This is a genomic window from Cyanobacterium sp., from assembly GCF_054166785.1.
The window spans coordinates 1-20873 of the sequence record NZ_JBSZCP010000048.1; the positions used below are offsets into that span (position 1 = coordinate 1).

The window sequence follows — 20873 nt, forward strand, 5'->3', positions numbered from 1 at the left end:
ATAGGCAGAAAAAGTAAGCATGAGGGCTTTGCTCAAGTGTGTAATGGACTCTTGACAAGTCCGTTAAGAATAACTAACTTAAACGTAAGTTTGAGTTAATTTCTTAAGAATCCTCGCACTTTAGGGCGAGTGAGTGTCAACTAATTAGGTTAGGGAACAGGGAACAGGCAATATTTTGATGTGTAGGGTTCTGAAAAAATGGGGTGGTGAGGGTAATTGACAATGGACAATTGACAATGGACAATTATAATAATTTTAATAGTTAAATAAATCATGTCGTTGGCGATAAAATACGAGGAATTAGAGGCAATTATTTTTGATTTGGGGGGTGTGATTATTGAGGTTGATATGGGTTATCCCTATCGCTATTTTGCAGAACATAGTTCTGGTGATAAGGATATTTTAATTAAAGATTTAAGGGCGATCGCCCTCAGGTATGAAATCGGCGAAATAGGAGATCAAGAATTTATTGAAAAAGTAAGAGAAAGTATTAAATTAGATAAAAGTGATAAAGAAATAAAAACTATTTGGAATGGAATGTTAGGGGAGGTACCTCCAGAATTAGGAGAATTATTATCTAAAATTAAGCAAGAGAAAAAAACCTTTATTCTTAGTAATACAAACTCTATTCACATCGAAGAAGTAGAAAAAAGATTTAACAAATCTATTCCTCAATATTCCCTAGAAAAACTATTTGATCAAGTTTATTATTCCCATAAAATAGGATTACATAAACCAGACCCAAAAATATATAATTATGTAATTGAAAAAAATAATCTTAATCCTCACCGTACCCTATTCATTGATGATAATATCCATAATGTAAACTGTGCCAAAGCATTAGGCATTCAAACCATTCATATGAATCCCCCCATGAATTTACCAGCAATCATAGAAATAATTAACGATGGACAATGAACAATTGACAACATTTTTGATACACGGCGAGAATGCAATTAAAACCAAAAACCACTTACTATATTATGGAAGAGAATGTCAAATCAATCTGCTAATAGAATAAGGACAATTTTATGAAATTATCTCGTCGGAATTTCGGTCAAATATTAGGTTTAACAGGTTTAGCAACTATAGCTTATCCAAAGGTCATAAAATCTGTGAACAATCCTCAAAATCTACCCGATAAAATAATTGATTTATTTTCTCATTTACCTGGGGAAAAAGCTATTAATATTCTCATTGTTAAGAATGATTTATCTGAGGAGGTATCGTTAAATTCTACGATGCCTCTTTTTTGTGGTAGCAGTTTTAAAGTATATGTTTTAACCGAATTTTTAAGGCAAATGGAAATGGGTGAAGTGTCTTTAAATGATCAAATTTTAATTGACGACAGTATTAGAACATTATCTAGCCCAGTATTCAGTGACTTATCAGGAAAAACGACTGCTTCTGTTGCTTTAGAAGCCATGATGATGCACAGTGATAATACTGCCACTGATGCCCTATTAAATTATGTTAAGGTGGAAAATGTTCGTCAATTAATTGAAGAAATCGGTTTGGAAAATACGATCATCCCTGATAATACTAGAATCTTTTTTTCTTATCTTTTAGGGGCTGAAAATGGAGAAGATTTAGGTTGGCAAGAAGTTTCAGAAGCAATCGACAATCCCATAAGCGTCACAAGAAATATCATTAATAATCAACAAACAATGCTATCTTCTCCTGCAGATTTTGTTAAGTTTTATCAAAGTGCTTTGCAGGGGCAATTTTTTCAAAAATCAGAAACTTTAACTCTCTTTAAAAGAATCTTAACTCTTCCTAAGATTCTTGATACATTTATTCCTCAAGGTGCGTTAGGTTACGTAAAAGGGGGAAGTATTAGCTTTAATCCTCAGTATGCTCTTTCTCTTGCAGGAGGAGTAAGTTTTTCTAACAATCATTGGGCTTATTATTCTTTTTTGTTAAATTGGAATGATGAAACAGGAAAATTAGAAACACAAATTGGAAATGATTTTTTACAAGCTATTGCTGAAAGTTTACAAATTTTGTCTTGATGCTAATGCTTTACGTCTCTACCTAGGAAAGATGTATCATGACGAATTTTTTTCAAGCTGATCTATATTATTTATAGAGAGAAGATTTTACTATTGCTTATTGATATTTTCTCTCTATTTTCTTTTTCGATGTGAGATATTATTAAATCATAACAAATATATAAAATCAAAATTATTTGCTATCAAAAAATTAAACAATAAATCATTTCTGTCATTATTGGAAGAAGTCGTGGGCATTATCAGGCCTTCGTAAATTACTAGGCATTTTCCACTGGTCATTATGATTGTTTCTTCATATTTCATACCGTAATTAAGGAAGTCTAAAAAAACAATCCACGTAGTAGTAAAATAATGGGTTAAAATCTCTAAATAAATTGAGTATGTTTAAAATATAAAAAACATTGCCTCTTATCCCCACGAATCCACTTTTTCATCAAAACCGAATTAAACCCTCAAAATGAATACTAGCGTCTCAAATTCCCTCGCCCAATGGCGAAAAACAAGCCTTGTAGGCAAAAGCGTAGGCTTACTCAGTAATTGGCATCATACCAGTTATTTATTACAATACTCCGATGCGATCGCCTCTATCCTTATAGGTATATTAATAGTATTAGCCCCCTTTTCCACCACCACCCTTATGGGGATAATCCTCGTAGCCATTAGTGGCTTTTGGCTTCTGCTTACCATCGCCGAAACCAATCCCAATCAAATTACTGCCATTCACCTCTGGATATTTTTTTATTGGTTAGCCTCCATCATTTCCACCGCCTTCTCCCCCCTCAAAACAGCTTCCCTTTCAGGATTAATAAAATTTACCCTTTATCTAATGTTTTTTGCCCTCTGTGCCAGGGTATTCCAACATAAAAAATTTTTAGAATGGATAACTACCACTTATCTTCTCGTTTCCCTTATCGTTAGTGGTTATGGCATTAGACAAAAATTTATAGGTGTAACACCATTAGCTACATGGACAGATCCCACATCCCCTAATGCAGACGTAACAAGGGTTTATAGTTATTTAGGTAATCCTAACCTCTTGGGTGGTTACTTACTCCCCGCCGTTGCCCTTGGTTTAGGGGCATTAATATTATGGAAAACCTTACCCCAAAAAGCCCTTGCCTTGGTAATAGTCGTTACCAATACCGTCTGTATTTACTTTACGGGAAGTAGGGGGGCATGGTTAGCCCTTATTGCTCTTTTTTTCACCTTTTTACTCGGATTAAACTATTGGTGGGCAGAATACCTTTCACCCTATTGGCGTAGATGGTTAGTGCCAATAATTATGGGTACAGTTTTTTTATTAATCATTTCTGCCCTTATTGTAGTCGAACCTTTAAGATTAAGGATTCTGAGTATGTTTTCTTGGCGGGGGGATAGTAGTAATAATTTTCGTATTAACGTTTGGTATGCTGTATTTCAAATGATGCGAGATTATCCCATCACGGGAATAGGTTTGGGCAATCAAGTATTTAACCAGATTTATCCCTTATATATGAAAACTAATTTTACTGCCCTAAGTTCCTATTCTATCTTTTTAGAAATTCCCCTAGAAACAGGTATTATCGGCATCACTTTATTTATGGGAATTTTGGTATCTGTTTGTAAAAAATCTATTGCCAAAATCAAAATATTTAAAGCAGAAAACAAAACCATAGGTATCTGGATAATTGCCAGTCTTGCGGCTTTGGTAGGTTTAGCCACCCAAGGGATATTTGATACGGTGTGGTTTCGCCCTCAAATTAATACTTTATGGTGGTTATTAATCGGTGTAATTGCCAGTAACGTCAGGGTGATGGATAATTGATAATGGATAGTTGATAATTAAACTTACTTTTAGTTAGTTTATCGTCTGTGCTGTCTTATCACTTCATCACCTCACCTTCATGACTTTAGTTTTTCAGCAAATTCTACCTATCACTTTCGTTGGTTTTTATCTAGTAACCCTGATTCTAATTTCTGAAATTCTACGGCGTTATTATCAAGCAAATTCGGAAATAACTAGAAAAATTGTTCACATCGGAGCTGGTCAAGTTATCCTGTTAGCATGGTGGTTAAATATCCCTAGCCACCTAATTTTACTAGCTTCTTTGGGGGCAAGTATTGTGGCAATTATTTCCTATATTTTACCAATTTTACCTAGTGTCAATGGGGTGGGTAGAAAAAGTTTAGGTACTTTATTTTATGCTTTAAGTATTGGTATTTTAACCTTTTTATTTTGGGATAAATCTTTGCCTCAGTTTACGGCTATTGGTATTTTAATTATGACTTGGGGTGATGCTTCTGCTGCTTTAATTGGCAAAAAATGGGGTAAACATAAGTATTATTTTTTAGGTAGTCAAAAAAGCTGGGAAGGTTCATCTGCTATGATGGTCATAAGTGCGATCGTTATTTTAAGTATCTTATTTTTTGTTTATCCATGGCAAAATTATTTTATTTTAATTGCCTTAACAACGGCCATTATTGCTACCATTTTAGAAACTTTTTCTATCGTTGGCATTGATAATCTAACAGTACCAGTTTTCAGTGCTATTTTTTGTTACTACTCACTACAACTATTTAGTTAAAAAGAGGATTAATTTTTATGTTTCATATATCTATAAAACAAGATGATTATTTAACTTATATTTTAGAAGATAGAGAAAATAATTCTCGTTTGGAAGTTGTACCAGAAAAAGGGGGCATCATCACTGCATGGAAATTAAACGGACAGGATATATTTTATTTGGACAAAGAAAGGTTTAAAAATCCTCAGCTGAGTGTAAGGGGAGGTAATCCGATTTTATTTCCTATTTGTGGTAACTTACCCGATGATAAATTTTTCCATGGGGGAAAAGAGTATCAATTAAAACAACATGGCTTTGCGAGGGATTTACCTTGGGAAGTGGTTTCTCAATCCACGGATGAAGGGGCAGAAATAGTTTTAAGACTAACTAGCAACGAGGAGACTTTATCGGTATATCCTTTTGAGTTTGAATTGACTTTTACTTATCAGTTAGTGGGTAATCGATTGATTATAAAGCAGGAATCTTATAATAAGTCTAATCAGGTGATGCCTTTTTCCATTGGTTTTCACCCCTATTTTTGGTGTCAGGATAAAGATAGTTTAGATTTAGAGATTCCCGCTTCTGAATATACTAATAAGGCAGGGGATAAGACTTTTCCTTTTTCTGGAAGTTTAGATTATGATCAAGATGAGATCGATATTGCTTTCAAAAAAGTTATTAAGGATAGTGCTTCTTTTGTTAACCATAAAAGAAATATTAAGGTATCTTTAAAGTATTCAGAAATTTTTTCTACTTTAGTGTTCTGGACTTTGAAGGGTAAAAACTACATTTGTCTTGAACCTTGGAGCGCCCCTAGGAATGGTTTGAATACAGGGAATAATATAATAAATCTGAAACCAAGTCAGGGTTGTGATGGTTATTTTGAAATCAGTGTTAGTAACGTTTAACAAGGTGATTTCTGAATTTATGGGTCGCCTGAGATTCGAACTCAGGACCAATCGGTTAAAAGCCGAGTGCTCTACCGCTGAGCTAGCGACCCTCATCGCTTCAACTTAATTTAGCGACATTAACTATACTAACGAAGTTTTTTTAAAGATGCAAGTTTTTTTTAGATCTTTTTTAAAGATTGATATGCTTTGGAACTTTGTTGTTTAGTCTCGTTCTAATCATACTACATACAAAACACTTTTTAGGGAGAAAGTTGTGGGAAAGTTATCAAAAATTTAAAGGACTGGTAGGGTAGAATGTTGCCAAAGTTTAGTGCGGTGGATGATAGTGGAAAATAAAAAGCCTGACCATTTATTTCTATTTCTAGAAGTCTTTATCCAAGAGGGGGGTATCCAATCCTATGTCAAGGATGTGTTGAGGGCATATCAAAAGTTAGATTATCAAGGGCAAGTGTTGGTTTTACGGGATAAGTATCCTGTGGATGATGATTTAATGGGCGGTAATGTGAGGTTTAAGGGTTTTGCTGATGCTTCCCCCATGGTGGGTAGAATTCGGTTTATGGTTAATTTATTGTGGGGTTTGATAATCCATCGCCCCCAAAGGGTTTTTTGTGGACATATTAAGCTAGGTGGGGTGACGAGGTTATTTTGTGGTTTGTTGAATATTCCCTACACTGTTTTAACTTACGGTAAGGAGGTATGGGATACTTTACCCCCAAAGCCAAGGCAGGTTTTAAATGATGCTAACCAAGTTATAACTATTAGTCGCTACAGTTGCGATCGCATTTACGAATCTAATAACATAGATAAGGATAAAATAGATATTCTGCCCTGTGTAGTGGATGCCCAGAGATTCACCATTGCCCCAAAACCCCCTGAATTGCTGGAAAAATATAACTTGCAAAATAGTAAGGTATTATTAACCGTAACTAGACTATGGTCAGGGGATATTTATAAAGGAGTAGATGTTACTATCCGGGCATTACCGAAGATCTTAAAAATTTATCCTGATGTAAAATATTTGGTAGTGGGTAGAGGAGATGACCAACCAAGACTGAAAAAGTTAAGCCAAGATTTGGGCATCGAAGAAAAAGTAATCTTTGCTGGTTTTGTACCTACCCCCGAATTAGTAAGCCATTACCAAGTCTGTGACGCTTATATTATGCCCTCCCAAGAAGGTTTTGGCATTGTTTACCTTGAAGCCATGGCTTGTGGTAAGCCCGTATTGAGTGGGGATAATGACGGTTCGGCAGATCCCTTACAGGATGGGCATTTGGGCTGGAGAGTACCCCATCGAGATGTGGATGCGGTGGCAAATGGTTGTATAGAAATTTTACAAGGAAATGACCGCCGTTGCGATGGAAAATGGTTACGGCAGGAGACTATAAAAAAATTTAGTTTACAAGTTTTGGATAAAAGATTAAAGGAATTAATTGAGGGGTAAACAAAACAGAGAAATTAATTATACCTATTGTCTAAACCTAACCTCTCACTTTCGCCACCATAGCCCTCACCAATCCATCAAGGGTGTATTCTTGGGCTTCCATATCTACTCTACCAAATATTTCTTGACAAGTAACAGAGGTTTGAGGACCGATAGAGGCGATCGCACTGTGATTAAATAAAGAAAGGGTATCATGGGGATACTGTGCCTTTACCATGGTATAAAAATTGCGGACAGTTTTAGAACTAGCAAAAGTAATAATATCGATAATTTCATTTTCGAGGGCGTGTAAAATGGTTTTATCCATTTCCTTGGGGCAACCCGACTGATAAGCCGATACCTCCGTTATGTGCGCCCCCTTTTGGGTTAAATCTTGCACCAGAATTTCTCTGCCCCCAGTTTCTACCCGAGGGAAGAGAATCCTTTTCCCCCCCAAAGACTCTGGAAAATTTTGCGCCATGGAATCAGCGATAAAATCAGGGGGAATGAAGTCTGCTTGTAGATTATACTCCTGCAAAACTTGGGCGGTTTTTTTTCCCACCACCGCAATTTTTATTCCCCTTAAATCCGTTTGGTTTTTTCCAGCCTTTTCTAATCTCTGCCAAAAATAGTTTACCCCATTGGCACTGGTTAAAATTATCCATTCAAAATTATTAATATGTGCGATCGCACTATCTAACCCATCCCAACTAGAAGGAGGGCGAATTTCCAACGCTGGCAACTCAAATACCGTCGCCCCTCTATCCTCGAGCATATTCCGAAACTGACTAGAGGAAGAAATGGCACGGGTAACTAAAATAGTTTGTCCAGCTAAAGGATAATTGTCTGTATATGTAGGCATGCTTAGGACAGTTGATGATAAAACCATTTATCGATTTTCAACCGTCCTCGGCAAACTGTCAACTATTTATATCCGTAGTCGATTTATCATTAAGTTTTTTAAACCGTTGAGCAACCAACAACAAAATATAAACTAACAACACATATATGAGGGCGAGAAAAGGAATGAGCATGGAAAAACCTCCGAAAATAAGAGTAACAAAAAACCAAAAATCGAACACTTTTAACCAAAGAAGATCAAAATGTTCGGGAATAAAATACCATTGACCATGGAGTATATCTAAACAAACAGCTTTAAATTTGCACCGCAAAGCATTGCAATCCATCACTGTAGTTGCACCGTTGATATGATATATATTTAAAAAATTCTTTCGCTTCTGCCGTAAACTCAGCTTAGATATTTATATAGCCACACTACCAAAAAGTAACCAAAATAACCGTTACCATATCCCAAAACTCCCTGAGAATTAATAAACTCAAGGGCTATGGAGAATTTTATAGGTAGCAAAACACCGTAGGAGAAGAAAAAATAAGTAAGAATCAACCCCATACAAGGCTAAATCATTTATCCTCACCCTCACATACTATTAATTTAAACCCTGTTCTCTAAAAGTCGAGGCTTTCAAATCAAATCAAGCTATACTCGAAGCCATTAATATTCACGACAAATTTTGAGAGCGAGAGCTTTTTACTTTGAGAAAGCTATTTATTCCCTGAGTATATGATAACACAGATTTTTAAAAATTAGAAAAAAAAATATTTTTTTTATTCAGCCATAACCCTTATCAAATATAGAATTGAATCCTTTTCATTTGTTTTAAAGTATGGGAAGATGGAGAGTTGCCGTGTCAGTAAGCAAACCATAGCTTAAAATAGTAATAAGATATGTGAACTTTCGTAAACTATTTTTGCTAATACAACTCATCAATGACAACTGTAACTTCTCTATTCCAGCCCGTTGACCAAGATTTGCACCTCCTAATCGACAATTTAACCAAATTAGTAGGCGCCCAACATCCCATTCTAGGAGCGGCAGCAGAGCATTTATTCAGTGCAGGGGGAAAAAGAATTCGCCCAGCGATTGTATTACTCGTGTCTCGTGCCACCATGGAGGGAGAAGACATTACCCCTCGCCATCGGCGCCTAGCAGAAATCACCGAAATGATTCACACAGCTAGTTTAGTTCATGATGATGTGGTTGATGATGCAGAATTAAGAAGACAAGTTCCCACCGTCAATAGTTTATTTGGTAATCGCATTGCTGTTTTAGCGGGGGATTTTTTGTTTGCCCAGTCATCATGGTATTTGGCAAATTTAGATAATTTACAAGTAGTTAAGTTACTCTCAGAAGTGATTAGGGATTTTGCAGAAGGGGAAATCCAGCAAGGTTTGAGTTGTTTTGATACGGATGTATCTTTAGAAAAATATTTACAAAAAAGTTATTTTAAAACCGCTTCTTTAATGGCTAATAGTGCCAAGGCGGCAGCGGTGTTGAGTGATACCAGTGCAGAAACCGCTCAAAAAATTTATAATTATGGCAAAAATTTGGGTTTAGCTTTCCAAATCGTTGATGATATTTTAGATTTTACTTCCCCCACGGAGGTTTTAGGTAAGCCCGCAGGCTCAGATTTAGCCAGTGGAAATTTAACGGCCCCTGTGATATTTGCCATGGAGGAGAATCCTTCTTTAACTATGCTCATTGAGAGGGAATTTAGTGAAGAGGGAGATTTAGAACAAGCCCTAAAGTTGGTTTATGATAGCAATGGTATTGAAAAATCTAGGGCAATGGCTGAACATCATAGTAAATTAGCATTACAGGAATTAGATTGTTTATCTCCTTCCCCTTCTACTCAGGCTTTAATGGAATTGACTGATTATCTTCTAAGTAGGATTAAATAATTAATAATTGAGAATGGATAATTGATAATTAAAGTTATTTTAAAAACTTTTCTTGCAGAGTTAAGGTAATGATAGAGCGGAGGAAAAAAAGAGCAAATAATCCTGTTAAACCAAATAAAAATACCGCCCACTGACTGTAAATAGTTGATATTAACAAAATTGCATTTAATAAAGAAAAGCCCATTAATGAGCCATAAAGAATGGTTTTTAGGGCTAGATAAATATTTTTAAACATTCTTTCATTTTCCAAAGAGCGCACCCTAAGTTGTAATTCTCCGCCGTCTAATTTTGCTTGAAATTCTTGCATAAAACTTTCTAGGGAGGAGGGTTTATTAATTCTTTCTTGAATGAAAATTCTTGTCTGATTAAAAACGGTTACTAATATATTGCCTTGATTTCCAGAACGAACTATATTTTTAATAAAAGGTTGACTAGCAGCCATTAAATTATATTCAGGATCTAAATTTCGAGCAATACCATCAAGGGTAGTCAAGGCTTTGACAATAAAAGTCATCTGGGGAGGTAAACGGAAGGGCTGTTGCTCAAACATCACATAAATTTCGGTGCTAATTTCTTGAAAAGCGTTAACATCTACGGGTTTGTCTCTAAATTTTTCCAGTAGGAAACTAATTAACCTTTTTACGGCGCTCATATCGGCCACTCGCTCAATCAAACCCATATAAATGAGCATTTCCAGTACTTTATCAGTATCTTTGCGTAATATGGCAAAAAAAGTCTGAATCATTTGCTCTTGGGCTAATCCTTTTACTTCTGCCATGGTGCCAAAGTCGTAGAAAATAATCGCACCATCATCCCTTACTGCCATATTACCGGGATGGGGGTCTGTTTGGAAAAATCCGTCTTCTAGTAGTTGTTTGAGATAGCTACAAATACCAGTCTCGATCAAGGGTTTAAGGGGAATACCTTTCTTTTGTAGGGCTTCTTTGTCGTTAATTTTGATACCCGGTAAAAATTCGAGGGTTAAAATTCTAGCACTGGTATATTGCCAATATACTTTAGGGGCAACCACATTAGGATAATCAAGAAAGTTATTGCGAAACCTTTCGGCATTTTTTCCTTCATTTATATAGTCTATTTCTGAGAATAATAGTTCAAAAAATTCTTGGTAAACTAAGTTTAATTCATATTTTTTAAATCCGGGTAAAAAGCGATTACAAAAGCTAATAATTTGTTTTAAGACTTGAAAATCAAGGTTAAATAATTCATCTAATCCTTTCCTTTGCACTTTAATAACAACTTCTTCCCCTGTTCTTAATTTTGCCCAATGTACTTGTCCTAAACTAGCTGCGGCGATGGGTACTGGTTCAAATTCTTGATAAACAGTATATATAGATGTATTTAATTCTTGTTCAATAAGGGCGATCGCCTCTTCGGATGGAAAAGCAGGAACTCGATCTTGTAACTTACTAAGTTCGGTAATATATTCTACGGGAATTAAATCAGGACGAGTGGATAAAGCCTGACCAATTTTAATAAAAGTAGGACCTAATTCTATTAATTGAGAAACTAACCATTGAGCTCTTTTATGACGCTGAAAAGAACTATTTTTTCTAAGACAAAAATCTTGAAAAAGATAAAATGCAAATCTGAAGGCGATTTTAAAAATCTGCCATTGACGCTTAAGGGGAGAATAACTATCACGCTCCCATGATATATTCGGCTCAGTAAACTTCATGCACTTCTTGCGGTAAAGTTATGGTAAAAGTGTTGATATAGTCCTTAGAATTAGGAGATAAAATACTAGAAACTTCAATAGTACCATTTAAATTCTCTACCAACGACTTAACTAAAGCAAGTCCTAATCCTGTACCCCCATTAGTGACATTTTCAACCCCAGCCCCCTGATAAAAAGGTTGAAAAATATCCTCTTGCTCTTCTGAAGTAATTTCCGCTCCAATGTTAGATATTTCAATGATAAAATAATCATGGTGCTTTTCAATAATTAAATATATCACTGTTTGGGCTGTAGAAAATTTAATGGCATTAAGGGTTAATTCCTTAACAATTAGCTCAAAACTTTTTAAATCGGTTAATAAGAAATCTAACTGGGAACTAATATTAAAACTAAGTTGAGATTCTGTTAATTTTTTGCTAAAGTTTTGACGAATATCTTGTAAAAAAGAAGATAAATGAACTTTTTGAGGACTTATTTCCATCTCCTTAGCTCTTAACTTTTGAATAGTTAAAAGATTATCTACCAAGTTAATTTCCTTTTCGCATTCTTGCTCTAAAATATCAACATAAAGTTGTAATGATTCATCTTTATTTCTGAGCTTCAGCATTTTTATGCCTGTTTTTAAATTAGATAAAGGAGTTTTTAAGGCATCACTCATACTAGCAATAAATTCATCTTTTACTTTATTAGATTCTCTTAATTCATCTAAATGAAATCTCAATTTATTGGATAATTTTGCTTGAACATCAAGGCTAAATCTCAGTTGACTGGTGCGCTCGTTTACTAAAGATTGAACTTTATTAACTGTTTGTTGATTAATAATATCAGTGGTGACTTTTTTTCCAATCCATTTAAAAGCCTCTATTTCTGCATTAGTCCATTGTTTTGGTGTGTAGCTTTGTAAAATTAAACTACCTAAAATATTGGGTTGATATTTAGTTTTCTGTTTTTCTAAATGAAGAGGAATAAATAATAATGAATTAATTAAATCAAGTTCAAATACCTCTGTCCAATCTTCTTCTCCATAATCTTGATTAATTTTCTCTGGAGTATCTAACATTAATACATCAGGGGCATTTTTCCAACCATGGGAAATAAGGGAGGATTTAGATAAATCATAATATTTTATTTCTTTATCGGCATGATAATTTTGAGACTCATGACAATCAAAAACCCTTTCAATGGTAGCCGAAGGGATTGATTTATTTTTGTAGTGGGATTGGATAATATGATCATATTTAAACCGTATAATAGAAAGTCGATTTAGTTTAAGGACTTTTACGGTGTTAATCAAATCAAGATCAAAAATAGCGTCCATTTAAATAATATTATTAGCCCTTAATCATTATTCTCTATCATACTTAACTTATTAATAAAAATTTTGAACTTAGCTAGTAATTATCAATTATTTTTCCTCAAAAGATTTTTTGGGGGCAGAGGTAGGATATGATTTGGGTTGACTGGGTGATTCTTTCTGACTCTGAATTTTATGGCGAGGGACAGGTTTTTTACGAGGACAAGCGTAGGGAATTACTTTTTGTATTTTAAGGGTATCCCCTTCCCGACGACAAAATATTTTATAAACATAGCCACTCCACAGTTTCTTGCTTTTTAACCAGTCATAGGTATTATTAAAGGTGTACTTGAATTTTTTGATAAATCCTGTTTCTTTGGCTTGTTGACGTATGTCTTTTAAACCCATGGAGCGTTGTACAGTGAGGTTTTTTTGCATTGTCCAAACCCCTGTAAATTCCCATGTTTCCCATCCTCTTTCGTTGGTAGGCATATCCATATCCCAAGCCACAATCTGGAAAGCCACCAGCTTGTTATCTTTCATTTTTGGATAACCTCGAAACCAATGGGCGCCTAATACTCCTTCCTTATTATGGGCTAACCATTTAAGTCTGGCATCTTTAAAGGTTGCGTCTAGGGCACAGCCATCGGGTAATATCAGGCTATGGTAACTATTTTCCTCAGTAGGGGGTACTAATATACCATAAACCTCGGCGATCGCCTGATGACACCCATTACCTGCTAAAATTTTATAGCGATTTTTCTGGGAGTCTGGGGAGGGTATAGTTTTGTTGTCGGAATGGGTATTATGGGAAGCCACGGTAACTTTTTCCTTGACTATGGTTTTTTTGCTTTTGACATTTTCCCATTTTCAAATTAAACATTGAAGTCATGGGATATGTTGTAAATTTCAGTTTATACAGCAGAAGAAGGTTTTTTATGCCATTAACTTCCAGTGAAAAACAATCTTGTCAAAAAGTTATCACATTTCGGGCTGAGATGTTGATGAAGTTTCTGATTGAGTTTTTAATATGGGTAGATGTTGCCCCCGAAAAATTTCCTCACTTGCTTTTCCTAAACTATTCATTACCTCCCCTACTTCACGACTAATACTTAACCCTAAAAGAATTGGAGGCGTTAAAATACTGATACCTAATTCTAGGATGAAGGGATTTTGATTTTGTTGATTATCCATATTAATATTTTTTATGATCACAAAGGTTTAAAATGATTTTACTATAAAAAATACTTTCTTTATTTGGGATTACAAGGCTTCTATTTTATCAACATTATATTAATACTAAAATAATGAGCAAATTTATCTTTACTTTTTGAAAAATGACTTTAAGTTATCGGAGTAAATCATAAACTATTATTTTATTAGCAATTGTATTAATTATTATACTACTCAAAGACAAAATGATACTACCAAATATTCCTTAATAAAATAAGAAATGCTTGAAAAAATAAGCCTATTTCATCATCATAAAACACTATATCATCATTTATATTGTAGTAACTAACTATATGAACTTTGGACAGTCAATAGGATTTTTAGTATTTTTAATTTCTCTTTATGTGCTGTGGAAAATCAGACAACTGATTTTATTAATTTTTATGGCAATGATATTTGCCGTAGCTTTAAACCGTTTAGTAAGAATATTGTTAAATTTTAACGTTAGCCGTAAATATGCTACATTGGCGATCGCACTTATTAGCGTAATTGTTTTTAATATCTTAGTGGTAGTTATTTTACCTCCTTTTGTGGAACAGTTTCAGCTATTAATTAATACTTTACCCAAGGTATGGGACGAGATAAACCCTAGTTTAGAAGAATTTTATTCTAACTACTTAGAAGGCACTTTTTCTGTACCTAGTTTTAATGATATAATTGGTAATTACTCAAGTCTTAGTAGTGACTTAGTTAATAATTTTTTAGTGGTTTTTTCTAATGTTGTAGCAGTAACATTACAAATTGCCTTTGTCTTATTTTTAACCGTTGTTTTTCTCCTAAACCCTTCTCGTTATCGTCGCTATTGCTTAAAACTTTTTCCCTCTTTTTATCGTCGTCGTGCTTCCGAAATATTTGATAAAAGTGAAATTGCCATTGTTAGTTGGCTAAGTGGAATTTTAATCAACTGTGTATTTATTGGTACACTCAGTGGTATTGGTTTATTAGTTTTTCAAGTAAGATTAGTTCTAGTTCATGCCCTTTTGGCTGGACTTTTAAACTTTATCCCCAATATTGGCCCGACTATTAGTGTTGTTTTTCCTCTTATGATTGCCTTACTCGATGCCCCATGGAAAATAGTGGCAATTATAATTTGGTATTTTATAATTCAAACCATCGAAAGTTATTGGTTAACCCCAAAGGTGATGGCGGATAAAGTTTCTTTGTTACCTGCGGTAACTCTTTTTGCTCAAATCTTTTTTGCCCAGTCTTTTGGAGTCATTGGTTTATTACTCGCACTTCCCCTGACGGTGGTGGTTAAAACTTGGGTTGAGGAGTTATTGTTTAAAGATATTTTAGATAAATGGCAGGGGGATAATTTACAAGTAGAGTATGAAGAAAATATAGAAAAAATAGCCTAAAAAAAGCTGGTGGGCAATAATACCCACCCTATTAATACTATTAATTTAACCAACCGGCACTTAAAACCACGGTAAGAGTAACAAAGGTAATGCTTAAAGCCCATGTAATTCGATTAAGGGTAGCTTCAGCGGTTTTAACACTGGTAAATAATTGTGCTTGTCCACCAATACCTCCTAAACCGTCTCCCTTGGGGGAATGGAGTAAGACTACGACGATTAACAACAGGGCTGATACGGCCCAAACAATCTGTACTATTTGATAAGCTGTCATTTAATTAATATATGAATAATTTTACGATGGATGCCTTCTATATTATGGCGGATTATGGAGTGGAAGAAAAGCATTGAGAGGAGGAGGGGTAAAATCTTCTTATCAACACTTTCCATGGCAACTATACAGAAATACTAACGGGGGTGCGACTTTGTTTCACATCATATTCAGCCTTGGCTATCATAGATTTACCTGTCATTTGTGGTGGCTGAGGTAATTGTAATATTTCTAAGATAGTGGGGGCGATGTCGGCGAGTTTACCATCTTCCCGAAGATTTACGTTTCCACCATGGCCGGGTATTTTACGTTTTTCTCCTTCAATGAGGATAAAGGGTACTTTATTGGTGGTGTGGGCAGTCCAAGGGTTATTATCTTCATCGCTCATATATTCGGCATTACCATGGTCTGCGGTAATTATTATGGTACCACTAACTTGGTTGATTGCTTCTAAAAGTTTACCTAAGCATTTATCTACGGACTCAATGGCTTCGATGGCTTTGTCAAGCATTCCTGTATGCCCTACCATGTCAGGGTTAGCGTAGTTTAACACCACAAAAGAATATTCTCCCTTGGTAATGGCGCGACAGGCTACTTGGGTGAGTTTTTCTGCGGACATGGCGGGGGCTTTGTCGTAGGTGGATACCATGGGGCTTTGTACCAATTCTCTGTCTTCTCCCTCGAAGGGTTGCTCTAATCCACCGTTAAAAAAGTAGGTTACATGGGGATATTTTTCGGTTTCGGAGGTACGAAATTGTTTTAATCCTGCGTTGGCTATTACTTCCCCTAGAAGGTTGGTTAGTTGTTCTGGTTCAAAGGCCACTTTTACTGGTAAATTAGGGTCATATTGGGTAAAAGTAGCAAAGCTGAGGGGTTTGATTAATTCTCTTTCAAAGCCGTCAAAGTTTTCCATGGTGAGGGCATAGCATAGTTGACGGGCTCTATCGGGGCGGAAATTATAAAATATTACTCCATCTTGTGCTTGAATGGAACCGGGGGCGAGGCGAGTGGGTTCGATAAATTCGTCGTTTATATCTTGGTCATAGGATTCTTTGATAATATCGATGGCACTTTTTTCGACAATATTATCATCTTGGGTATATAAATCATAGGCTTTTTTGGTACGATCCCAACGACGATCTCTATCCATGGCAAAATAACGTCCACAAACGGTCACGATTTTACCAAGACCAATTTTGTCGATATGTTCTTGAATTGCTTTAACATAATGAATACCATCGGTGGGGTTGGTGTCTCGTCCATCGGTAATGACATGGACACAAACTTCGCTTACCCCTTGTAATTTGGCTAAATCTAATAAACCGATTAAATGGTCTAAATGGGAATGTACCCCACCATCGGAGCATAAACCTATTAAATGTAGCTTACTTTCAGATTTTATTACATCATGACAGACGGATTCAAGGGCTGGGTTACTAAATATTGAGCCATCTTCTACGGCATCGGAAATTCTTACTAATTCTTGAGGTACAACCCTACCAGCCCCGATGTTTAGATGTCCTACTTCGGAGTTGCCCATTTGTCCATGGGGTAATCCCACCGCCTTCCCTGAAGCACTGATAAGGGTATTCGGATAGACTTTTGTTAATGTATCCATTATAGGGGTTTTGGCAAGGGCGATCGCATTTGCCCGATCATCTTCACGAAAACCCCATCCATCTAATATTACTAGCACCACTGGAGATATTGCCGCCTGACTCATAATACTTATTCCTAGTCTTCTAAAGTTGTCTAAATAGCTGCAATTTGATAATAACATTGAAAGAGTGAACAGTGAACAATTAATAAATAAACACTTGTCTGTAAATCATAACAAGCCTTATATAGCCTTTTTCTCGGAGTCAAACCTTTTATTTATTGCCCCTTAAAAAAACACAAAATATACTTGATTTATTAATTTTTATCCCTAACCACAACCCATAAACCCATTACCGTAGCCCCAGCATTATTTTATGGAAATCATTTATCCACACAACATATAATCAATTCTAGTTAATCTCTATCATTAAAGTGAAATAACCAAAAGTAGTACATCTTCAAAACATACTTACTCAATTATTTAGGATTATTGTAAGTAAAAAAACTGAGGGGCTGTAAAGTTTTCAAGCAATTATAAATAAAAGATTAAATAAAATTTATAAATTAATCATCAAAAGAACTAACCATGAATATCTCCCTACTATAAATAAAATTATCTAATATTTTTCATAAGAATAATAAACATAAAATCAATTAATGCTTTTACCAACTACCTCCAGCCCCTCCCCCGCCACTGCTACCACCCCCAAAACTTCCACCGCCCCCACTGCTACCACTACTACCACCACTGCTACTACTATAAGAACTAACCACCACCATGGGAATAATTTTTTCTTCGATTTCCTCATAGTCACAGCAATGACAGCTAGTAGTAATTTTTTCAATTCCTGTACTGTAAGTAGTCGCCGATTTAGTAACTTTAGAGGTTCTAATCATTGTTAATTCTTGACAATGGGGGCAATATTTAAACTTAGAGTTTTGACGGGTGTAAATGCGGATATGTAAATCTTCCCGTTGATAGTCTTTATTTTTTCTTTCAGGAATTACCCATGCTTCAATGTCGATACTGCCAATTTTTTGAGCAACACTTTCAGGTTTTGTTAGTAAAATATTTATCTTTTCCGAAGGTATTTTTTCTAATCCTATATCCTTTGACTCATCGGCATAAAACCTAATATTTTTAACTTCTTTAATGGTAAATATTTTTTGTAAGTTTTCATAAAAAATGTTGATGCTCAAAATTCCTAATATTGCTGATAAACCGATAAAAATTATTTCTGAACTATTACTATTTAGTAAATTAGCTAAGGGTTGATTGTTTAAAAAGAGAAATGCTAGGTAAGAAAATATATTATTCATAATTATAATTAAATTATCTAAAAAACTAGATGAATTTCCATCATTTTGAATAAGATTCCAAATAAAGGCACTAGCACTAACTACTACTAATGTAAAGGCAGTAAAAAAAATTGATGCAGAAATTAAAATATTTTTTAAATCTTGTAAATTGACCTTTCTCTCTTCAGGGGTTGTAAAGATGAATTCACTAGTGACAAAATAAATAACTGATAGAATTAGAAAACAAAATAAAAACTGATTATAAAAACTACCTGCTATGACATTTAATAACAACCAGTTAACTAAAAAACTAATCAAAAATCCAGATAATATTAAAATTAACTTTAAACTAGATGTAAGAGATTGAGTAACTAAATTACTAAATTTCAATAAGGGTAATATTAAAACAATAGTAATCATTAATGCCCCCGCTACTAATAAAACATTTATTTTGTAATCAGTTACAAAAACCCTTACTCCCGCATCAAGAAAAATGATATAAAATAGGATATTTGCAAAGGCAAAAATAAAGCAAGAAGCATAAATATAGGCACTGTTAGAAAAGCTAATTTTTCTTTGTTTTTCCTCTAAAATAGAGTTACATTGAGACAACAATAAGTAACAAAATATCCCCCAACAAATTAAGATTAATTGAAAACTAAATAAAAATCTAAGGGGAGCATCCTTAATAAACCCATCAAGACTATTATGTAGGTTGAGGTGAAAAGAAGATTGAAATATACTATTAAACAACAGAAAATTAAGAAAAAAGCCTAAACAAACGGTGACGATAAAACGACAAAAGGTTAACAGGGCAGATGTAGGATATTTTTCAGTAATTGATACCCTAGAAGTTATCCCTTTTTTTAGATAGACTGGTTTATCTAATTTTGTCTTTTCTTTTTTCATCAAAAATCCACCCCCAAAAGTCACCAAGATACTTAGTAATGGCAAAAAGTAATTAGGGGAATATATACGACTGCGAGTATCTAAGGTTTCAAATTCATAGGATACATTAATGGCTTCTATGATTGCCCTTGTGCCGTCTAATATGCCTTTTTGATAGTCTCCTTCCCGAAAATTGGGGATAATTTGAGTATCGATAATATCACCTACCCTTGCATCGGGTAATATCCCCTCCATGCCATAACCTGTTTCAATTTCAACTCGTCTATCACCGATGGACACTAAAAATAAAATTCCGTTGTCCATGCCTTCTTTACCAATGCCCCAATGGTTAAATAATTCCGTGGTAAATTCTTTGGGGGTTGCCCTTGTTTGGGTATTATCAACGGTGACAATAGCAATTTCAACTCCTTTGTCGGTTTCTAAGTCACTAATTTGCTGGTTTAAGGTGTTTTTAGCATTTTCGCTTAAAATATTTGCCATGTCTGTTACCCATCCTCTGTAGGTAGCTTGAGGATTAGGCACATCAAGGGGGGTGAGGCTATAGCTAACGAGGGGGAAAAGGAGTAGGGATAATGAAAAAACTATGCTAAGTAAAATGCTTCGGGTGGGTAGTTTAATTTTCATTACTTTTTGGGGCAGGGGGTTATATCTTTAGGTTAAATTAAATTAGGATAAGTGGGATAAAAATAATAAAAAAAGTTAAGTTTTATAAAAAATGATTAAATATAAAAACTTAGTAATTCCTGATGATATTTTTGAAGAAGTTTTAAGCGTCGCTACAAAGTTATATTATCAAAATAGTAAAAAACAAATTTCTACATGGGAACAAAAAACAATTATAGAGCAGGAAATGATACCATCTGAAATCATAGTCAAAGCTCTTAATCAAGTTAGAAAAGAACAATTACTAACAAGAATTAACAGCAAAAGATCGAAGAAAAAGAAAGAAAATTTTAAGTTAGTTAGTATTGCAACAACCATAATAGTTAGTTTTTGGTCAATTTTTACTTACAATGGGCTAAATAGTAGGCAACAGGATGTAATGGAGGCTTGGGCGCAGGTGGAAAATCAGTTGCAAAGAAGGGCTAATTTAATTCCTACTTTGGTTAGTTTAACTGAAGCTCAAACTCAGGAGCAAAAGGAGTTAATTTTGAGGTTAGAAAATGCCCATCAGGGTTATTTAGAGGCGGATGGGGTGGAGGAAAAGATGGCTGCTACTAATAGGATTAATGGAGCTATTCAAGATTTTAATGAGTATGCTTTGGGTAATCAGGGGATGGTGTCTAATCAAGTTTTTACTAATTTGCAGTATGAAATTGTGGGTACTGAAAATAGGATTGCTACGGAGAGGAGGCGATATAATCAGTTGGTGAGACAATATAATCAAGGTTTACAATCTTTTCCTAATTCTTTATTGGTAAGGTTATTTAATTTTGAGGAAAAGGCTTTTTATGAATAGTTAGGGGGTGTTGAAAAAGTGGAGTAGTGAAGGTAGGGAATAGTAACAATATTTTAAATATTCAATATTTATCGTAATTTGATAATATTTCGTACCGTCATTAAAGGAAAAC

General features: G+C 34.7%; 18 protein-coding genes and 1 tRNA gene. 9 read left to right on the plus strand and 10 right to left on the minus strand.

Annotated elements, in window-relative coordinates:
* Positions 1 to 273 precede the first annotated feature (273 nt).
* The 5 genes from ACXITR_RS09810 to ACXITR_RS09830 all read left to right on the plus strand — a co-directional run bounded on the left by ACXITR_RS09810 (position 274) and on the right by ACXITR_RS09830 (position 5463).
* Positions 274 to 918 (plus strand): HAD family hydrolase, encoded by a 645-nt coding sequence (locus ACXITR_RS09810; protein WP_457997049.1) that lies wholly within the window; start codon positions 274 to 276, stop codon positions 916 to 918.
* Positions 919 to 1031: 113 nt separating this feature from the next.
* On the plus strand, positions 1032 to 2012 hold the full coding sequence (locus ACXITR_RS09815) for a serine hydrolase (RefSeq protein ID WP_457997050.1): 981 nt from the start codon (positions 1032 to 1034) through the stop codon (positions 2010 to 2012).
* 457 nt (positions 2013 to 2469) lie between these two features.
* Positions 2470 to 3816, plus strand: a complete 1347-nt coding sequence (locus tag ACXITR_RS09820; protein WP_457997051.1) for an IctB family putative bicarbonate transporter — start codon at positions 2470 to 2472, stop codon at positions 3814 to 3816.
* Between the two features lie 79 nt (positions 3817 to 3895).
* Positions 3896 to 4576: a diacylglycerol/polyprenol kinase family protein gene (locus ACXITR_RS09825; RefSeq protein WP_457997052.1), complete on the plus strand. Its 681-nt coding sequence runs from the start codon at positions 3896 to 3898 to the stop codon at positions 4574 to 4576.
* A gap of 17 nt (positions 4577 to 4593) precedes the next feature.
* A complete protein-coding gene (locus tag ACXITR_RS09830) occupies positions 4594 to 5463 on the plus strand; it encodes an aldose epimerase family protein (RefSeq protein WP_457997053.1) in 870 nt (289 codons plus the stop codon).
* Positions 5464 to 5483: 20 nt separating this feature from the next.
* On the opposite strand, the gene ACXITR_RS09835 is transcribed toward ACXITR_RS09830, so the two are convergent.
* Positions 5484 to 5555: transfer RNA gene (locus ACXITR_RS09835), tRNA-Lys, on the minus strand.
* A 236-nt stretch (positions 5556 to 5791) separates the two neighbouring features.
* Between ACXITR_RS09835 and ACXITR_RS09840 the strand changes: the two genes are divergently transcribed.
* Positions 5792 to 6907 (plus strand): glycosyltransferase family 4 protein, encoded by a 1116-nt coding sequence (locus ACXITR_RS09840; protein ID WP_457997054.1) that lies wholly within the window; start codon positions 5792 to 5794, stop codon positions 6905 to 6907.
* A 37-nt stretch (positions 6908 to 6944) separates the two neighbouring features.
* Here ACXITR_RS09840 and ACXITR_RS09845 read toward each other — a convergent pair whose 3' ends face one another.
* Positions 6945 to 7748 carry a uroporphyrinogen-III synthase gene (locus tag ACXITR_RS09845; RefSeq protein ID WP_457997055.1) on the minus strand — a complete coding sequence of 268 codons (804 nt, stop codon included), beginning with the start codon at positions 7746 to 7748 and terminating at the stop codon, positions 6945 to 6947.
* A 58-nt stretch (positions 7749 to 7806) separates the two neighbouring features.
* Positions 7807 to 8073, minus strand: a complete 267-nt coding sequence (locus tag ACXITR_RS09850) for a hypothetical protein (protein WP_457997056.1) — start codon at positions 8071 to 8073, stop codon at positions 7807 to 7809.
* Between the two features lie 601 nt (positions 8074 to 8674).
* On the opposite strand from ACXITR_RS09850, the gene sds reads away from it, so the two are divergent.
* Complete coding sequence (gene sds / locus ACXITR_RS09855; RefSeq protein ID WP_457997057.1) at positions 8675 to 9646, plus strand: solanesyl diphosphate synthase; 972 nt, start codon at positions 8675 to 8677, stop codon at positions 9644 to 9646.
* A gap of 34 nt (positions 9647 to 9680) precedes the next feature.
* Here sds and ACXITR_RS09860 read toward each other — a convergent pair whose 3' ends face one another.
* From ACXITR_RS09860 to ACXITR_RS09875, 4 genes are all read right to left on the minus strand, one after another.
* Entirely contained in the window at positions 9681 to 11342 is a 1662-nt protein-coding gene (locus tag ACXITR_RS09860) for an ABC1 kinase family protein (protein ID WP_457997058.1), read from the minus strand.
* On the minus strand, positions 11329 to 12660 hold the full coding sequence (locus tag ACXITR_RS09865) for a sensor histidine kinase (RefSeq protein WP_457997059.1): 1332 nt from the start codon (positions 12658 to 12660) through the stop codon (positions 11329 to 11331). The genes ACXITR_RS09860 and ACXITR_RS09865 overlap by 14 nt, the downstream gene beginning before the upstream one ends.
* An 87-nt stretch (positions 12661 to 12747) precedes the next feature.
* Positions 12748 to 13455: a hypothetical protein gene (locus ACXITR_RS09870; protein WP_457997060.1), complete on the minus strand. Its 708-nt coding sequence runs from the start codon at positions 13453 to 13455 to the stop codon at positions 12748 to 12750.
* Positions 13456 to 13617: 162 nt separating this feature from the next.
* Entirely contained in the window at positions 13618 to 13830 is a 213-nt protein-coding gene (locus ACXITR_RS09875; RefSeq protein ID WP_457997061.1) for a hypothetical protein, read from the minus strand.
* A 332-nt stretch (positions 13831 to 14162) separates the two neighbouring features.
* On the opposite strand from ACXITR_RS09875, the gene ACXITR_RS09880 reads away from it, so the two are divergent.
* The gene (locus ACXITR_RS09880; RefSeq protein ID WP_457997062.1) at positions 14163 to 15227 is read left to right on the plus strand and encodes an AI-2E family transporter; all 1065 of its coding nucleotides are present in this window, start codon (positions 14163 to 14165) and stop codon (positions 15225 to 15227) included.
* A 40-nt stretch (positions 15228 to 15267) separates the two neighbouring features.
* On the opposite strand, the gene secG is transcribed toward ACXITR_RS09880, so the two are convergent.
* From secG to ACXITR_RS09895, 3 genes are all read right to left on the minus strand, one after another.
* Complete coding sequence (secG, locus tag ACXITR_RS09885) at positions 15268 to 15498, minus strand: preprotein translocase subunit SecG (RefSeq protein ID WP_457997063.1); 231 nt, start codon at positions 15496 to 15498, stop codon at positions 15268 to 15270.
* A 121-nt stretch (positions 15499 to 15619) separates the two neighbouring features.
* Positions 15620 to 17218 (minus strand): 2,3-bisphosphoglycerate-independent phosphoglycerate mutase, encoded by a 1599-nt coding sequence (gene gpmI / locus ACXITR_RS09890; protein WP_457997064.1) that lies wholly within the window; start codon positions 17216 to 17218, stop codon positions 15620 to 15622.
* Between the two features lie 539 nt (positions 17219 to 17757).
* The gene (locus ACXITR_RS09895; protein ID WP_457997065.1) at positions 17758 to 19926 is read right to left on the minus strand and encodes a TPM domain-containing protein; all 2169 of its coding nucleotides are present in this window, start codon (positions 19924 to 19926) and stop codon (positions 17758 to 17760) included.
* A gap of 91 nt (positions 19927 to 20017) precedes the next feature.
* Between ACXITR_RS09895 and ACXITR_RS09900 the strand changes: the two genes are divergently transcribed.
* Positions 20018 to 20761, plus strand: a complete 744-nt coding sequence (locus ACXITR_RS09900; RefSeq protein ID WP_457997066.1) for a LemA family protein — start codon at positions 20018 to 20020, stop codon at positions 20759 to 20761.
* Positions 20762 to 20873: the final 112 nt, after the last annotated feature.

What these genes read in the sequence shown, in the direction of transcription:
- ACXITR_RS09810 (WP_457997049.1), top strand. Translation starts at nt 274, where the DNA reads ATGTCGTTGGCGATAAAATACGAGGAATTAGAGGCAATTATTTTTGAT.
- ACXITR_RS09815 (WP_457997050.1), top strand. Translation starts at nt 1,032, where the DNA reads ATGAAATTATCTCGTCGGAATTTCGGTCAAATATTAGGTTTAACAGGT.
- ACXITR_RS09820 (WP_457997051.1), top strand. Translation starts at nt 2,470, where the DNA reads ATGAATACTAGCGTCTCAAATTCCCTCGCCCAATGGCGAAAAACAAGC.
- ACXITR_RS09825 (WP_457997052.1), top strand. Translation starts at nt 3,896, where the DNA reads ATGACTTTAGTTTTTCAGCAAATTCTACCTATCACTTTCGTTGGTTTT.
- ACXITR_RS09830 (WP_457997053.1), top strand. Translation starts at nt 4,594, where the DNA reads ATGTTTCATATATCTATAAAACAAGATGATTATTTAACTTATATTTTA.
- ACXITR_RS09845 (WP_457997055.1), bottom strand. Translation starts at nt 7,748, where the DNA reads ATGCCTACATATACAGACAATTATCCTTTAGCTGGACAAACTATTTTA.
- ACXITR_RS09850 (WP_457997056.1), bottom strand. Translation starts at nt 8,073, where the DNA reads ATGGATTGCAATGCTTTGCGGTGCAAATTTAAAGCTGTTTGTTTAGAT.
- sds (WP_457997057.1), top strand. Translation starts at nt 8,675, where the DNA reads ATGACAACTGTAACTTCTCTATTCCAGCCCGTTGACCAAGATTTGCAC.
- ACXITR_RS09860 (WP_457997058.1), bottom strand. Translation starts at nt 11,342, where the DNA reads ATGAAGTTTACTGAGCCGAATATATCATGGGAGCGTGATAGTTATTCT.
- ACXITR_RS09865 (WP_457997059.1), bottom strand. Translation starts at nt 12,660, where the DNA reads ATGGACGCTATTTTTGATCTTGATTTGATTAACACCGTAAAAGTCCTT.
- ACXITR_RS09875 (WP_457997061.1), bottom strand. Translation starts at nt 13,830, where the DNA reads ATGGATAATCAACAAAATCAAAATCCCTTCATCCTAGAATTAGGTATC.
- ACXITR_RS09880 (WP_457997062.1), top strand. Translation starts at nt 14,163, where the DNA reads ATGAACTTTGGACAGTCAATAGGATTTTTAGTATTTTTAATTTCTCTT.
- secG (WP_457997063.1), bottom strand. Translation starts at nt 15,498, where the DNA reads ATGACAGCTTATCAAATAGTACAGATTGTTTGGGCCGTATCAGCCCTG.
- gpmI (WP_457997064.1), bottom strand. Translation starts at nt 17,218, where the DNA reads ATGAGTCAGGCGGCAATATCTCCAGTGGTGCTAGTAATATTAGATGGA.
- ACXITR_RS09895 (WP_457997065.1), bottom strand. Translation starts at nt 19,926, where the DNA reads ATGAAAATTAAACTACCCACCCGAAGCATTTTACTTAGCATAGTTTTT.
- ACXITR_RS09900 (WP_457997066.1), top strand. Translation starts at nt 20,018, where the DNA reads ATGATTAAATATAAAAACTTAGTAATTCCTGATGATATTTTTGAAGAA.